Origin of the sequence: Entomomonas moraniae, assembly GCF_003991975.1 — a bacterium.
Lineage (GTDB): Bacteria > Pseudomonadota > Gammaproteobacteria > Pseudomonadales > Pseudomonadaceae > Entomomonas > Entomomonas moraniae.
Genome location: NZ_CP029822.1, coordinates 2,476,826 through 2,491,334, shown reverse-complemented (window position 1 = coordinate 2,491,334; position 14,509 = coordinate 2,476,826). Strand labels below are relative to the sequence as shown.

The 14,509-nt window shown below is 38.5% G+C and carries 14 protein-coding genes, 1 rRNA gene and 1 pseudogene; 11 read left to right on the top strand and 5 right to left on the bottom strand.

Annotation, left to right across the window (positions count from 1 at the left end):
* Positions 1–46: 46 nt before the first annotated feature.
* From rrf to DM558_RS11550, 7 genes are all read left to right on the top strand, one after another.
* Positions 47–162 (top strand): 5S ribosomal RNA (gene rrf, locus DM558_RS11575).
* 135 nt (positions 163–297) lie between these two features.
* Entirely contained in the window at positions 298–861 is a 564-nt protein-coding gene (locus tag DM558_RS11570; RefSeq protein ID WP_127164147.1) for a hypothetical protein, read from the top strand.
* Positions 862–863: 2 nt separating this feature from the next.
* Positions 864–1,379: a hypothetical protein gene (locus tag DM558_RS11565; RefSeq protein WP_127164146.1), complete on the top strand. Its 516-nt coding sequence runs from the start codon at positions 864–866 to the stop codon at positions 1,377–1,379.
* A 112-nt stretch (positions 1,380–1,491) separates the two neighbouring features.
* Positions 1,492–2,052: a hypothetical protein gene (locus DM558_RS11560; protein ID WP_127164145.1), complete on the top strand. Its 561-nt coding sequence runs from the start codon at positions 1,492–1,494 to the stop codon at positions 2,050–2,052.
* A 20-nt stretch (positions 2,053–2,072) separates the two neighbouring features.
* Entirely contained in the window at positions 2,073–2,246 is a 174-nt protein-coding gene (locus tag DM558_RS15675; RefSeq protein ID WP_164731454.1) for a hypothetical protein, read from the top strand.
* A gap of 47 nt (positions 2,247–2,293) precedes the next feature.
* Positions 2,294–3,157: a HEAT repeat domain-containing protein gene (locus DM558_RS11555; protein WP_127164144.1), complete on the top strand. Its 864-nt coding sequence runs from the start codon at positions 2,294–2,296 to the stop codon at positions 3,155–3,157.
* 62 nt (positions 3,158–3,219) lie between these two features.
* Positions 3,220–4,053 carry a HEAT repeat domain-containing protein gene (locus tag DM558_RS11550; RefSeq protein ID WP_127164143.1) on the top strand — a complete coding sequence of 278 codons (834 nt, stop codon included), beginning with the start codon at positions 3,220–3,222 and terminating at the stop codon, positions 4,051–4,053.
* A gap of 43 nt (positions 4,054–4,096) precedes the next feature.
* Here the strand turns inward: DM558_RS11550 and DM558_RS11545 are convergent, their stop codons facing one another.
* On the bottom strand, positions 4,097–4,402 hold the full coding sequence (locus DM558_RS11545) for a hypothetical protein (RefSeq protein ID WP_127164142.1): 306 nt from the start codon (positions 4,400–4,402) through the stop codon (positions 4,097–4,099).
* 389 nt (positions 4,403–4,791) lie between these two features.
* Between DM558_RS11545 and DM558_RS11540 the strand changes: the two genes are divergently transcribed.
* The gene (locus DM558_RS11540; RefSeq protein WP_228411738.1) at positions 4,792–5,208 is read left to right on the top strand and encodes a cupin domain-containing protein; all 417 of its coding nucleotides are present in this window, start codon (positions 4,792–4,794) and stop codon (positions 5,206–5,208) included.
* Positions 5,209–5,267: 59 nt separating this feature from the next.
* Positions 5,268–5,777, top strand: a complete 510-nt coding sequence (locus tag DM558_RS11535; RefSeq protein ID WP_127164141.1) for a GlcG/HbpS family heme-binding protein — start codon at positions 5,268–5,270, stop codon at positions 5,775–5,777.
* A 153-nt stretch (positions 5,778–5,930) separates the two neighbouring features.
* Here DM558_RS11535 and DM558_RS11530 read toward each other — a convergent pair whose 3' ends face one another.
* Positions 5,931–6,770: a VanW family protein gene (locus DM558_RS11530; protein ID WP_127164140.1), complete on the bottom strand. Its 840-nt coding sequence runs from the start codon at positions 6,768–6,770 to the stop codon at positions 5,931–5,933.
* A 154-nt stretch (positions 6,771–6,924) separates the two neighbouring features.
* Between DM558_RS11530 and panS the strand changes: the two genes are divergently transcribed.
* Positions 6,925–7,854, top strand: a complete 930-nt coding sequence (gene panS, locus DM558_RS11525) for a ketopantoate/pantoate/pantothenate transporter PanS (protein ID WP_127164139.1) — start codon at positions 6,925–6,927, stop codon at positions 7,852–7,854.
* A gap of 221 nt (positions 7,855–8,075) precedes the next feature.
* Positions 8,076–8,753, top strand: a pseudogene (gene aqpZ, locus DM558_RS11520) (aquaporin Z); the annotation flags it as partial.
* A gap of 20 nt (positions 8,754–8,773) precedes the next feature.
* On the opposite strand, the gene DM558_RS11515 reads toward aqpZ, so the two are convergent.
* From DM558_RS11515 to recC, 3 genes are all read right to left on the bottom strand, one after another.
* Entirely contained in the window at positions 8,774–9,790 is a 1,017-nt protein-coding gene (locus DM558_RS11515) for an FUSC family protein (protein WP_127164138.1), read from the bottom strand.
* Between the two features lie 59 nt (positions 9,791–9,849).
* Positions 9,850–11,049, bottom strand: coding sequence for a uracil-xanthine permease family protein (locus DM558_RS11510; RefSeq protein WP_127164137.1), 1,200 nt, complete (start codon positions 11,047–11,049; stop codon positions 9,850–9,852).
* A gap of 64 nt (positions 11,050–11,113) precedes the next feature.
* Complete coding sequence (gene recC / locus DM558_RS11505; RefSeq protein WP_127164884.1) at positions 11,114–14,506, bottom strand: exodeoxyribonuclease V subunit gamma; 3,393 nt, start codon at positions 14,504–14,506, stop codon at positions 11,114–11,116.
* Between the last annotated feature and the right edge of the window lie 3 nt (positions 14,507–14,509).

The window sequence follows — 14,509 nt, the reverse complement described above, 5'->3', positions numbered from 1 at the left end:
GGGGCGTAAGGTTAACTATCCAAACACCTTATCCCATAAAGAATTGCTTGAGGACAATAGAGCATTGGAACCACCTGATCCCATCCCGAACTCAGTAGTGAAACGATGCATCGCCAATGGTAGTGTGGGGTTTCCCCATGTGAGAGTAGGTCATCCTCAAGCTTCATACACAAAAGCCCTGCTAGAAATAGTGGGGCTTTTTTTTGGCTTAAATTTATTAGTAATTAAACTTGGTTTTAATTAATATTACAATTTAGTTAATTTTAGATAGAAATCTATTTTTTATAAGGCTTATTGATGTTTAAATATTTCTTTTATCTATTTGTTGTTCTTTCTTTAACAGCCTGTAAGACCATGGATGATGGTTTACACAGTTTTACTAAAGCAGCGACATTACAGAATTACGAATCTTATCGTCTTCCAGTTGAGTATTATTCATTTGATGTTGATAGTTCAAAACGGCAATATAAATCTAGTCAGTTAGAAATGAGGATTGCTGATAATAATAATTATGTGTGGCCGATTGTGGATTATGGTCAATTTATTATTGCTTATCGAAAAGTATCCCGTGAGAGTTTTGATAAAGATATTGCCTGCTATCAGCAGTTTATTGAGTGGGCTAATCAAAGAGGTAGTGAAAGCAAAGCTGTTAGTGATATGGGTAATCAATTTTGTAAAACAGATAGTTGGGGTGAAAACGGATTTAGTTATTTGTACACTAAGGATGAGTTAACAGGTGAACCAGTTTTAGTTGCTACATCTGAGCTATTATTTTCTGTTAGAGCCATCGCTATTGATGTTGAGAATACGCAAAAATTGATTGGAATTATGGAGAAGTGGAGGAATCAGGTAGGTAATTAGCTATGAAGTATATTGTTGTTATTTTATTGTTTTTTCTTGCTTCTGCTTGTTCTACTGGTCCTAAAATGCTTAAGGATTTCGAAGGGGGAGATAAAGCTGGTATTGCCTTCGATTCGAGCACCCAAGCACGTAATTTATTTATTATTGCTCAGACAAAAGATTGCCTTAATTTGAATGGGGAGCAGCGAGGATTAATTTACTACCCATCGTCAAGTCGCTCAAGGCTATCGAACAAGAAGATTGGTGTACCTGAAATATTGGGAATGTCTGCTATTCGTCGCGAGTTTTGGCTATCAGCCAAGGATAATATTGCTATGGTTATAGTGAAAGATTATCATGTAAATAAGATTTTATCTGGCTTTATGTTTAAACCAGAACCTAATGCTTTCTATTATGTAGACAATGATTATAAGAATGGCGATACGGTTATGATTTATAAAATAGTTAGGCAGAATAGCGGTATTTATAAAAAAGTATCAGTTACATTAGATAAGCTTCCCCCTATTTGTAGTGTTTAGATAAATATAAAGGCTAGCAATGGTGGGCTTTTATTGAGTTTATTTAAGAGGATTTAATGGATAGTTATGTTTGTTGAAGTAGAATAGTTTGATTTTAAATGCGTATTAATAAATGAATAAGGAATTTCCAAAACGATTATTAAGGCTTTATATTGGTTGTTTATGCCCTATTTTTTTAACGGTTATTGCCTCTATTTTTGCAATAATAGGTTATGTGTTTTTATGGAGTAGGGGTATTGAGGATATTTTTAATTTTGGGTTTTCTCCATTATTTGCATTAAGCTTATTTTTATTGGCTTACATGGCTATTCCAGCGATGATCTATAGCAGTTTAATGGAGTTTGTTATTAATCCTAAAATAAGCAATCATCAGTGGGTTGTTTTTATAAGCATATTCTTAGGCTTTTTGTTTATCTATTTAGTGATTGTCTTTTTTACTTCATCTATGGGGTACCCCTTGTCTAAAGTTGTTTATGGGGCCTGTGTCGTAGTAGCTTGTTTTGTTGGTTGTTTTTCAGGTATTTGGATACGTTTTATTTATATTTGGCACATTGGGCAGCAAAAATTGCCAAGGATTTGTGTTGTTATTATTTGTTTTGTTTCTCTTTATTTTTTGATGAGTACCATTGTGGGAATTTGGTTATTTGTTAAGATGACGAATAATCTTCCTTAATACTTTATTGAGCTCATTTAATGAAATTTATTGAAGATTGTTTTATCGAGTTATTCACTGATCCGAGTACTTATGCCTTGCTTCTTTTTGGCTTGGTTATTTTTTTATTAGGACATTTGGGCTGGGCAATTATCGTAGCGATTACAACTTTATTTCTAGGGGCTTTGATAGAAGCATCTATAAAAGAGAATTAATATGATCTTTGATCATTTATTTTTGTTCTTAGGATGAGGAGAGTCTTTTGAATAAAAACAAATACACATTAAAAAGTCTTGTAGGTATGGCGTTGCAATATCAATTTGATGACCGATACGATGATCAGTATTGGCATATTCTTGCACAGTTACATTTTTGGGCAACTCCTGAAATTGTGTTGTTAGGCCAGAAGCTTTATCTGTCAAATAATTGGCATAAGCGGCTACTGGCAGTTCATATTATTAGCCAGCTATCAATCAAAGACAAAACCGGTGGGGTTGCCCATACTCCCTATGCGGTAGAAGAATCACAGGCTCTTTTATATAAGTCACTAGATGATGAGTGCCAGGGAGTTATAAGCTCTGCTATTTGTGGGTTAGGCCATAGGCCAATGCCTAGTGCTACCTTGCGTTTGGTTGCTTTTGCTAGTCATAAAAATGAATATATTCGTAGGTCTGTAGCTTGGGCGCTTTGTGCAAATGATGGCGATAGCTATAAAGGAGATAGTGTTATTGAAGTTTTATTAACATTGGCAATGGATGAAGATGATGATGTGCGAGATTGGGCAACCTTTGCATTAGGCTCACTGCATGAGGATGTGGATAGTCCCGCTATTCGAGAAATTCTCTGGCGTAATGTCTTTAATGAGAATGAAAGTGTCAGTGGTGAAGCGTTGGTTGGCTTGGCTGAACGAAAAGATCTTCGAGTGGTGGGTGAGTTAAAACATAGGCTAACCCCTGATTGTAATGGCTATGAACTACATGCTGCCGAGTGCATAGCCGATCCATCTCTTTTCCCTTACTTAGAAAGTATTAAGCAATTTTTAGATGACAATGATGAAGCATCCGCAAGATTCTCTTTTTGGAGTAGACTATCAGAGGCCTTAGTGGCTTGTAAATTAAAAATATGATCATTACCTTGTTAGAGGTAGATTGAGTAAATAATACTAACCAAAAAGATAAGGAGAGTCTTTTGAAGAAGAAAAAATATACATTAAAGAGTCTTGTCGGTATGGCATTGCAATATCAATTAGATGATCGATATGAGGATCAGTATTGGAGCATCATGAGTCAGCTGCGTTTAGGCGCTACTCCTGAAACTGTGTTATTAGGTCAAAAATTTTATCAGTCTCATAATTGGCATAAGCGTTTATTGGCTGTGAATATTTTTAATCAGTTATTTACTAAGGACGAAACAGGTAAATCTATCCATTATGCGGTGGAGGAGTCACAAGCTATTTTATGTGAAGCTTTGAATGAAACGAATATAGAGATCATTGGGTCGGCTATTTGTGGTTTAGGGCATCGGCCTACACCTCGTGCTTTACCACATTTGATTTATTTTGCGAACCATGAGGATGCCTCTATCCGTTATCATCTTGCTTGTGCCCTGGGTAGCTATGATGACAATATTGCTATTGATACATTAGTGAAGTTGGCAACGGATGAAGATGATGATGTGCGAAACTGGGCAACCTTTGAGTTAGGTTCAATCCATACAGATATTGATAATCCTACTATTCGTGAAGTTCTTTGGCATAATGTTTTTGATGAGAACCATGATGTCAGTGGAGAAGCATTAAGAGGTTTAGCAGAGAGAAAAGATCTTCGAATCATTGAAGTACTAAAAGAAAGATTAACCCCTGATTGTTGGGTCTATGAGTTCGAAGCAGCGGAGCTTATGGCCGATCCCTCTCTTTACCCCTATTTAGAAAGTATTCAGAAGTCTATAGAACATGAGGACTGTGATTCTTTTTGGATTAGTTGTTTATTGAGTGCGATGGAAGCTTGTAAGCCAAAAGGGTAAAGCATTGTCTGTTAATGTAAGGGCTAGCAGTTGCTAGCCTTTTTTATGGTTGGGTTTCTAGTCTTAGTTTTAGAGCGATGGGGTTTAGTTCTTCGAGGAGGGTGAGGGCTTCGTTGATGAGTGGTGTAGAGATGGATACGAGGGTGTTGATGGTTTCGGGGTCATCTTTGTATGAGTCGAGGTTTTTTAGTAGGCTGATGATGGCTTTAAGTCTGAATACTGCACATTCGTAGATGTCGTCTATTGAGGCGTTAGGGTCGTAATAGAGAACGGGGTTGGTGGTGTTTTGTGGGTCGCTATTTAGTGGCGTGAAGGGTAGCTCTTGGTTGGTTCGTGTGGTGTTGGTCATTTTGCTCGCTCCTGTTATGGTTGGCCTCCTTGTTATTTAAGGAGGCGGAACTGTGCACAGGTTGGCGGACCGAAAACTGAAGAAATCGGCACACTCCGAAGAGTGTCCCGTACACAGCCTGCCATGAAATACAGAGACGAGCTGGTCTAACTGCGTACTATGAATATAGTTACAGTCTTCAGTTTAATGAGCCGCCAAGCCCATATCATAGATTTTGCTATGACGCTTTTAATGTAGCATTTGTGGTTATTTTCAGCAAGCGCTATTGCTGTGATAGTAAGACAGTGAATTAATCGTAGTAATAGTTTGCTATTGTTTGTTATTTATCAACTTTATCTTTGTACTCATCGGTATTATAGGTTGTACTTATTTGCTTATGGGAGCGTGTGATGTTTACTAGAATGTTATGTGTCGCTGTGGCTATATTTGCAACTAATGTTGCAGTAGCTGATGTGTTTCAAAAAGGGAGTTTGATTGAGTATAACCGCCAAGATGTGGCGGGTGGAAAAGGGACTTTATATGGTCAATTTGCTTTTAAACGCGATGCGGCTTTAAAAGATCAAGCCATTAAAGAAATTGGTTGGATGACACTGCAACCCGGTGATTCGATTGGTATGCATAAACATGAAACTAATGAAGATGCCTATATTATAGTCTCTGGTGAGGGTACATTTAAAGATAACGATGGTAAAGAGTATGCAGTTAAAGCCGGCGATGTCACGATTGCGCGCAAAGGGCAATCTCACGCACTGACTAACACAGGTAAAGAGCCTTTAGTATTTTTAGATGTGATTGCGGAGCAGTAGTTTTTTTAGGTGGAGTATAGCCGTTGTATATTAAGTTTATTAATAGCGAGGGATGGAGAATGCAACGCAGATTAATGTATTTTTTTAAAATAGCTTTAATTATTCAGTTATTTATAGGGATTAGTGCTTGGGCGGGGCAAGATGCTTCGAAGCTTTATTTACCGGGTGATATTACGCAAGAGCAAGCACATCAAGTCATGGCTGCTGCTGTTAAAAAGGCGGTTGATAATAAACTATTGATGAATATTGCCATTGTGGATGCAGGAGGGAATCTAAAGGCCTTTATGCGAATGGATGGTGCCTTTTTAGCTAGTATTGATATTGCTATTAAAAAAGCAAAAACAGCGCGTTCCTTGAATATGTCGACTTATGAACTAAGTAAGTTAACTCAACCAGGACAAGAGCTTTATGGGATTGAAGTGACAAATGGTGGAATGGCTATTTTTGGTGGCGGTGAGTTAATTAAAAATAAGGATGGTTTGATTATTGGTGCTATCGGTGTGAGTGGTGGTAGTGTTGCAGAAGATATGTCTGTGGCACAAGCAGGTGCCGCTGTGATGTCGAAATAACTCTACTTAAAAGGCTCTCTGGCTATTTGTTTATAAGAATTATTATGCCAGAGAGTTACTCATATTATTGTTGCAGTTTTTAAGTGGTGATTATGGGTTTTAATCTAAAGTTATCAGGGACAACAGGGATATAATAAAGTTGATTAAATCGAATTATCCATGATGAGAGTTATTAGTTATCAATTCATCGGCTATAGGGTACATAACCCTTACACTGTTGGCATACAATTTTTGGCTGTTTAAGAAGGTAGCCGGTTTACCGCCTTGGCCTTTTTGGGAGACGTCTTGCCAGATTTCGTTTTGACGTACAACTTGATCTGATAGTTTGATAAAACGATGATTTTTTTGGTAAACATGGTATTTAATATCGCTTGCTACATTACATAAAATCTCCCCTTCTAGTTGATGTTCGGCGACATAAATAGTGAGTTGGTAGGTATTTTGTGTGGGATTGAATAAAATAAGATCAATGTAGTTGTAGAAAAGTGCTGCTCCTGAACCAAATGGAAGTATTCGTCCATCATCAGGGAATGGGTCAAAACTATGGTTGGCGCGTTCAATCACTTGCAGGGGAGAGTGTAATGCCATCCAGTGAATAAGATTACTGATTTGGCAAAGCCCACCACCTATACCGGCTCGTGCTTTTCCAATGGAAAGCTCCATCCCTTCAACAAATCCTCTTTCTGCTGTTGGGCGGCCTACTAGTTTCCAAAAAGAAAAGTATTGGTTTGGCTCGATAATAATATGGTTTAAATACGGAGCTGCTTTTTTTAAATTGATGATTTTGTTGTGTTGTAATCTGGCATCACTATCACCTAGTTTGCGGATTAGTTTTGAGGTGTGTTTGATTAGTCGGTAAGGCAGCTTATTCTCTTGTTTTTTATCGGCATAGTTACGTTTTGATAATTTCCAGATAATCGTGCGCGATAGTCGTTTTTGAACGACACGTAATTTATAGAGTAGTGGGTGGTAAGAAGAAAGTGGTTTTTTCATGGTCGTATTAATTTGTATGCCTTTTAATTTGCTGAGCAACAAAGGAGCTTGATACGAGGAAGATTAAATGAGTCAATAATGATTATACAGTATAAAGATCAATGTATATAATTTGTCGATTCTAGGGTGAACCTTGTCATTAATTAGGATAATCATGTTAAGTCGAATTTGTAAGTTATTTCCCCTATGGGCAGTAGGTGTTGCTATTGCTGCTTATTATATTCCAAGCGTTTTTCTACCTTTTAAGCCGTGGATTAGTTATTTATTGATGTTTGTGATGTTTACTATGGGGGTTTCGCTAAGTGTTGCAGATTTTAAATATGTTTTTGCTAAGCCAAAAGCAGTGATTGTTTGTACTGTTTTGCATTATGTGGTGATGCCATTGGCGGCTTTAATTTTAGCCAAGTTATTTAATATGTCGACTGATTTAGTAGTGGGCATGGTACTTGTCGGTAGTGTTTCGAGTGGTACAGCTTCTAATGTTATTATTTATTTAGCAAAAGGGAATGTGGCATTGTCAGTAACGATTTCATCGGTTTCCACATTGGTTGGCGTGGTTGTTACGCCATTGTTAACATTGTTGTTGGTTGGACATGCCGTTAAAGTTGATGCATGGTCCATGTTTGAGCACATTGTATTGATTGTGCTTGTACCCATTTCTTTGGGATTGGTGGTGCATTATTTATTTAATAATGCCGTGAAGAAGATAGAACCTATTTTACCTTTCTTTTCGATGTGTTGTGTTGTATTGCTCATCGGTGTAGTTGTGGCTGCAAGTCAAAATCAGATTGCTAATGTAGGCATTGTGATTATGGTTGCAATTGTCTTGCATAATGCCATAGGTTTATTGGGTGGTTATTGGGGCGGAAAGTTGTTTGGTTTTGATGAGTCTACTTGTCGAACTATGGCTATTGAGGTGGGGATGCAGAACTCTGCTTTAGCCGCAACCTTGGGACAAGCTTTTTCACCTTTGTCTTCTTTACCAGGGGCCATTTTTTCTGTTTGGCACAATATTTCAGGTTCTTTATTAGCGAGCTATTGGCAAAGGAAACCTGCAAAGAAAAATAAACAAGAAATAAGGTAAAACATTAACGAATCATTAAATTTGATATTAAAAGAGACCTAGTCCATAAAGTAAGAAAGTTTTATGGGTATTAATGGAAAGGAACTTTTTTTGACTTTGAGTATACAATATAATTCTTAATGCTACTTAAGTAGCATTATCTTAAAGAAATTAAAGAGTTAAAGATCTTTAAAAGTTTTATTTGTTTATTTAAAGGATTTATTATGTATTAGTTAAAGGTAAGATGCCTAACAGAAGGGTTTAGTACATTTTGGTTGGTTCTTGGGGGATGTGGTAGTGCCGTTTTTGCGGCGCCTCATATTGGTTTTTTAGGGGTCGCACTTGCATTTGGTCTCACTGTACTAACGATGGCATATGCCATTGGCTATATTTCTGGTTGTCATCTTAATCTGGCTGTCAGCATAGGATTATGCGTTGGCAGACGTTTTCCAGCAAAAGATGTTGTTCCTTATATTATTTCATAAGTGGTCGGTGCGACAATAGCCGCGGCTATTATTTATATGATAGCAAGTGGAAAGGCAGGTTTTTCATTAGCTGATGGGTTCGCTGCAAATGGTGTAGGTGAGCATTCTTCTGATAAATACACGCTATTAGCAGGTTTTATTTGTGAAGTCGTGATGACGTTTGCCTTTTTAATGATTATTATGGGTTCGACTCATGGTAAAGCACCTGCTGGTTTTGCTCCTATTGCTATTGGTCTTGGTTTAACATTAATTCACTTAATCAGTATTCCTGTTACTAATACGTCAGTAAACCCTGCACGTTTAACAAGTCAGGCTCTTTTTGTACAAGGATGGGCACTTGAGCAATTATGAGTCTTCTGGGTAGCCCCCATTATTGGTGCAGTATTGGCTGGTGTTGTTTATCCTCTATTATGTAAAGAGAAAGCAGATAGCTAATTATCTTATTTTAGATGATTTTAAAGAGGATAGCTGGTGCTATCCTCTTTGGTTTTCGGCTCGTTAGGCAGAATTAATAATACCGTTAAGGCAATCAAAATCCCCCCTGCCGTTAGTAAAACGCGATCAGTCGCCATTAAAAAAATATCACCTGTTGCCGGGAAGTTAAAGGCTAATGCAACAGCGGTTAAGCAGAATGTCCAAATACCATAGCGTTTAGCTGTCGCAATTTGCATTATAAACATGACTAAGCAAACAAGAAGTATGTGTAGCCATGGAATAGGTGATAATCCTAGTAATATACCACCTGCTGCTGCACCCAATAAGCTTCCTGTAATACGTGTTTTTATACGGTAAATCGTTTGTTCTTGCGTAGGTTTTATGACCCTAAGTGCAGCCGCAGGTAGCCAGCAGGGATGTGTTCCGGGGCTAAAACAAGCGATAATACCACCTAGCAGTGTTGTTATAGCGATACTGATAGTAAACCGTTGCTGTTCGGGGTTATTTTTAAGGTCAATCTTGTTCGTGTGTAGTGGCTTAGTTTCTTTGGTAAATCCAAAATAGGTGATAAATATCCCCCAGATACAACCCACACTGAAAAAGAGTGCATAGAAGAAGGGGCCATCTTCAGGAATTTGATTGATGGATAAGAAGTAGCCTAGTGTTGCTAATGCAAAAGGCATACGCAGATGGTTGTTACGTAGTTCGCTGATGCATTGTGTGGCGGCGGCAAATAGAGCAAAGATAAAAAAGAAAGGTGAGCCGAGAGTGGTAAATATGCCAACAGTAGCAAACAGACTAAAAATAATAGCGGATAAGCATAATATTTTAAAGGTATGGTCTTTAGGTAAGAAAATGAAGGTACTGACCAGTAGGTAACTACCAAAAGAGATGATAGAACCATTTTGACTTTGGTTACAGAGTGATCCTATTATCCAAGGGAGCACCGTACCAAGGGCTATACCCAGTGCTCGAGCAGTTTTTCCCCATGTGACAAGTTTAGTGAGATTATTTAAGATCGTATGTTCCTTAGTCATAAGGCAAGTCAATAATGATTAATTGAATTGTGATAATTACTGAACTTGCCAATAAAACACTAACATTTATGTTTTAGGAGTAAGTTTAATATGATAGCCAATATGCTTACGAGGCCAACTCCTGCCAAACTAAATTCTCCTATTTTTAAGGCCAGTCCACCAATGCCACAAGTGAGAACAACCGATACAATAATAAGATTTTTAGGAATGGACAAGTCTACCTTTGCATCAATAATGGCTTTTAATCCTATTGAGGCAATTGTTCCAAACAATAGAATTGTAATACCACCCATGACGGGTTTGGGAATCGATGTTAAAAGAGCATTAAATTTTCCAAAGAACGCTAAGCAAATAGCCAATATTGCGGCATAAGTCATGATAATGACATTAAAGTTACGGGTAATCATAAGGGCACCTGTAACTTCAGAGTAGGTCGTAATCGGTGGGCCACCGATTAAACCAGCAAAACATACACCTAGACCATCACCTGTTAGCGTTTTGTGTAACCCCGGGGATTGGGTATAGTTTTGGCCTGTGATATTACCTGTGGCAATGATGTTACCTATGTGCTCAATAATAGGGGCAATTGCAACGGGTATCATCAGCAATGCGACAGTCCAATTAACCTCTATGGCGTGGAGTTTTGGAATGGCAAACCAAGGTGCATTTATAATGGGTTTAAAATCGATTACTCCCATCATTGTTGCAGCTATATAACCAACGATAACGCCAGATAAAATAGGAATTAAACGAAACATTCCACGCCCCAAAGCGGATACAGTGATGGTTGTAATCAGTGAAATAGCGGCTAGGCTGATAGCTTGGTAATAAGTAACTGTTGAATCTTTAACACCCATTGCCATGTTAGATGCGGTTACTGCTACAGACAGACCAATCACGATAATAATAGGGCCAATCACTACGGGTGGGAATAATTTGTCAATTAATTTTATTCCTCGCCATTTGATGATTAGAGCAAAAATAAAGTAAGTGAAGCCTGCGACAAATAAGCCAAATTGAGTGGCACCTTGACCCCATGTTGCCATTACGTAGGAGATGGGAGCAACAAAGGCAAAGGATGAACCTAGAAATACTGGCACTTGGCCTTTGGTTACCAATTGGAAAATGAGGGTTCCTACTCCCGCACCTAGGAGCGCCATGGCAGGATTAAGACCAGTGAATATGGGGACGAATACCATCGCGCCAAAAGCAACAAAGAGTATTTGGGCACCTGCTATAAATTGTTTTATGTAATACATAGAACCTTACCTGATAAAGGGGCTGCGTCATTATATCGCCAAATTGTGGTGAGTAGGGATAAATTTAAGCGTTATACGGTTGTATTTGCCACGGTGCCTCATAAATAGATTGGTAGAGTTTTTCTGTCCATTGCTCAAATTGTTGGTGTTGATTGAGTTGTTCAAAAGAGGGGTATTGTCTGCGAAGTACAGTGCTTTGTTGACACTCACCTAATATATAGTCTGTACCTTCATAGGTAAGTTGTGCCGAATCAAGGTCTTTTTCTTTTAACCATGAAAATCCTGTTTTTATTGCAGTGGGCAAGGGATATTGCATACCTGCTTGCCAATTGTCTAGCAGCGTGTTTAAAAGGGTAGAAGCTTCTTCTAGTTTGTAGGTTTCAAGGCAAATAGCCGTATCTGTTCCTAACACAACCGTTTTCAAAGGAATATTAACACTGTTGGCTGCCAGTTGGATAACCCAAGGGGCAATGAGATGTTGCCATTTGGTATTTTTATTTTGAATAAGTGTTGTGGGTAAGGCGTTACAGTTTAAAAGCTGATTATTATCTAATTGATAGAGATTATTCACCCAGCTTTGTAGATAGACGCCTTGATAATGGTAGTTAATAGGCAAGGGTGTTTCCAGTTTTTGGCAAGGTGCGATCATCAAACGATGATGGTTTAATAGTGGAATAAGTGTATTAACAAGTTCTTTCGCTAATTGCTCACCAAAACCTGCGATAGGGAGTTGTCCTGTCAATTTTAGGTATTTGATATTATGACTAAGTGTTTGTTGTGTTTTGGTTTCATCTTGATTGTCGTTAAGACAACTTTTTAGCCATTGATCAAGTATTTGATAACGTTGTAAACCATCTAAAGTGAAGGGTTCATTATCTTCTGTCAGTTCGTTGTCTTGGTTGAAGGTTACTTTCAGTCGTTGATTAAAAAAATAGCGAACAGGATGTTTTAAAAAACTGATTAATTGCTCTAATTTAATGGGCGTATTGACGGGAAAGGCGGGGAGTATCTGCTTAGCTGTGATTTCCGTATTTTTTTTGTATAAGCCCGCCCACTCGGTTGCATAGCTAAACCAGTTTTTATCATGATGGAAATAGCGCCTACTAAAAGGTTGTAATGCATGGATTTGAGTTATTCCGTGTAGCAGTTCTTGATTACTATCTAGTTTCCACCCCGCTGCAAGGTGATCACGTAACTGTCCAACTAATACAGAGGGTGGGCGTTCACTATTATCGCGAATATTTCTACCGACCCAGCTAATGTAAAGCTTTTCTCTTGCAGATAAAAGCGCTTCAAGCAGTAGGTAGCGATCATCCTCTCTGCGCGAGCGATCTCCAGGACGATAATCTTTAGCCATCAGGTCAAAGTCTATATGTGTTGTCGGGCGTGGGTAATCCCCATCATTCATGCCCAGTAGACAAATAATTTTAAAGGGAATGGCGCGCATTGGCATTAGTGTACAAAAGCTCACCGAGCCTGCTATAAAGTTTTGATTAAGACGCTCTCTATCTACGCCTGAAAGCCATGCTTCTCTAACAACCGTGAGGGGGAGGGATTCGTTTAATTCAGCTTCTTCACAAAGCGTTAGCCAGTCATCAAGTAAATTGGCCAAGTCAGTGAGTAACTCTTGTTCGTTATCGTTACTAGGTTCAAAGACCAGTTCGAGGGATTGTCTGAGTAGTGTAGCCCATTGAAGGGGGAGTAATTGTTGAGATAATTTTTTTTGTATATCGTCAAGAATAGCGATAAATTGAGCGAGAGAACCAATTAAAATAGCTTGATTACCTCCAATTTCATCAAATGGCTGAATAGATTGCCAGTCATCTTCTGTACTACCCATGGCATAACCTAGCAACATACGGCGTAAGCCAAATAGCCAGCTATTTTGATCTATTTGTTGGGGTAGACCTAGGTCATGGCGCTGTTGTGCATCTAATCCCCAACGGATACCTGCTTGGTGTATCCAACGGTGCAGTATCGGTAGGTCTTGTTCTTGCCAGTTAAATTTTTGGCGGATTGCAGGGACATCAAGTAAGTCTAAAATATCAGTGACATTAAAACGGCTGTCAGGCAGTTTTAATAAGTATTCTAATGCAATGAGTAAGGGTTCTATATTCCGTTTACCACGATCGGATAGTGTAAAAGGAATATAACGTTTATCTTGTTTGTTGATTTGACCAAATACAGCCTGAATAAAGGGTGTATATTGATCGATATTGGGTACCATGATGATAATGTCACGTGGGCGTAGTGATTTATCATGATTAAATAAATCGAGTAGTTGATCGTGTAATATCTCAATTTCTCGTTGTGGACTATGAGCAATATGAAAACGAATCGAATTATCGTGTTCGAGATTAATCGGTTGCCATTTTTCTCGAGTTTCAGGCAATGCCCGTAACTCAAGAATATCATCTTGTAATTGTCCTAAGAGTGTTTGAGTATTAGGTGTTTCATACAAGTCAATTTTTCCGCCACTCACAATACCAAATTGTTGTTGATAGCTATCAGGATCGTCATAGCGGTCTAATAAATTAATATAGTCGCGGCCCTGTTTCCCCCATGCGGCTAACAATGGATGTCCATGCTGGTGTAGGTCTTGGACTTGTAGTTTATTAACTTTTTTATTTTGACGCCTGTATTCATGGCGTAGTAATTGTTTACCCTCCACAATATCAAGCCAGTGATATTGGCAAGGATTATGGACATAAAAAATAACTTGAGTAAATTTTGCGAGTATCGCTAATGCCTCTACCATTTGTGCAGGTAAAGCTGAAATACCAAATACACTGATGCGCTTGGGTAAGCCAAGGGGCGATCGGGTGAGATTCTGGCAATACTCAATAAACTGTTGGTGAACCCCCGCTCGGCTACCCTGCATTATTTCCGCACCCAAATCATCAAGCAATAATCGCCATAACGTTGGTTGCCATTGTTGTTCGCTAGGCACGGGTTTAAGTTTACCGTGGACATTTTTTAATTGGTCTTTGCCTTGTAACCAATCTTGTAACCAATCTGAACGATACACTTGGTATTGGTCGAATAAGTCGGCCAATTGTTCAGCTAGTTGATAATGTTTTCTTTGGTCTGCATCATCTTCTAAAAATTGTTTTAAGGCACTAAACTGAGGATTATTAATATATTGCGGAAGTAGTCTCAGTAATCGCCATGTGAGTGGCTCTTTGTCTAGTGGTGATTGTTTTGCAACAGCTTTTTCACCAAGAACGGCTCGGTACGTTTGCCATAAAAATCTCGATGGTAGCTGTATATTAATAGCCGCCGCTATACCACAGCCATCATCAATAGTATCTTCAGCCAGTGCAAGTTTTAGCCATTGGGCGATACCATTACTTTGTACTAAAATAACTTCGGGGTCTAGTGGATTAAGTGGATGTTCACGCATCCAATTGACAGCAAGAGTTCTTAATTGCTCAAGATGATTGCCATGTACAATCATTAA

Bases quoted from the DNA above. Each gene is read 5' to 3' on its own strand.
- DM558_RS11560 (WP_127164145.1), top strand. From the start codon at position 1,492: ATGAATAAGGAATTTCCAAAACGATTATTAAGGCTTTATATTGGTTGT.
- recC (WP_127164884.1), bottom strand. From the start codon at position 14,506: ATGATTGTACATGGCAATCATCTTGAGCAATTAAGAACTCTTGCTGTC.
- DM558_RS15675 (WP_164731454.1), top strand. From the start codon at position 2,073: ATGAAATTTATTGAAGATTGTTTTATCGAGTTATTCACTGATCCGAGT.
- DM558_RS11540 (WP_228411738.1), top strand. From the start codon at position 4,792: ATGTTTACTAGAATGTTATGTGTCGCTGTGGCTATATTTGCAACTAAT.
- DM558_RS11515 (WP_127164138.1), bottom strand. From the start codon at position 9,790: ATGACTAAGGAACATACGATCTTAAATAATCTCACTAAACTTGTCACA.
- DM558_RS11530 (WP_127164140.1), bottom strand. From the start codon at position 6,770: ATGAAAAAACCACTTTCTTCTTACCACCCACTACTCTATAAATTACGT.
- DM558_RS11535 (WP_127164141.1), top strand. From the start codon at position 5,268: ATGCAACGCAGATTAATGTATTTTTTTAAAATAGCTTTAATTATTCAG.
- panS (WP_127164139.1), top strand. From the start codon at position 6,925: ATGTTAAGTCGAATTTGTAAGTTATTTCCCCTATGGGCAGTAGGTGTT.
- DM558_RS11510 (WP_127164137.1), bottom strand. From the start codon at position 11,049: ATGTATTACATAAAACAATTTATAGCAGGTGCCCAAATACTCTTTGTT.
- DM558_RS11570 (WP_127164147.1), top strand. From the start codon at position 298: ATGTTTAAATATTTCTTTTATCTATTTGTTGTTCTTTCTTTAACAGCC.
- DM558_RS11545 (WP_127164142.1), bottom strand. From the start codon at position 4,402: ATGACCAACACCACACGAACCAACCAAGAGCTACCCTTCACGCCACTA.
- DM558_RS11565 (WP_127164146.1), top strand. From the start codon at position 864: ATGAAGTATATTGTTGTTATTTTATTGTTTTTTCTTGCTTCTGCTTGT.